Consider the following 477-nt stretch of genomic DNA (forward strand, 5'->3'; position numbering starts at 1 on the left):
GATCCGCGCGTGGTGCGCGCGACACTCGGCAGCTTCGTCGCAAATTTCCGATCGGTGACGCCTGATGCAGTCGTGCAGAAGCAATACATCGACCGGACCTATGCGCTGCTGCGAACCTCCGATCCCGCCACGCAGAAGATCAATGACTGGTTTCGCAGCAACTCGCCGTTCGAGAAGGCGAAGACGACGACGGTCGCCGTCGAGGTGAACAACATCGTCGCTCTGTCCAACCAGTCCTATCAGATCGACTGGACCGAATTCGAGCGCGACAGGAAGGGAAAGGAAACCGGCGCGCACCGCTTTCGCGGCATCGCCACCGTCACGCTGACTCCACCCCAGGACGAGCAGACTATCCGCCTCAATCCGATCGGCCTCTACCTGCGTGATTTCGACTGGACGGCGCAACTATGAAAGGGGCGGGGACGCCGATGCAACCAAAGACGAGCAGACTTCATACAGGGATTGTTCTCGCGGCGT

Annotated in this window: 1 protein-coding gene; it reads left to right on the forward strand. The window is 60.2% G+C overall.

What is annotated here, in order from left to right:
• On the forward strand, positions 1 to 411 hold a 411-nt coding region (locus tag AACY45_RS28240), incomplete at its 5' end, for a VirB8/TrbF family protein (protein WP_339548762.1).
• Between the last annotated feature and the right edge of the window lie 66 nt (positions 412 to 477).

This window comes from Pseudomonas sp. RA_35y_Pfl2_P32, from assembly GCF_963970735.1.
Classification (GTDB): domain Bacteria; phylum Pseudomonadota; class Gammaproteobacteria; order Pseudomonadales; family Pseudomonadaceae; genus Aquipseudomonas.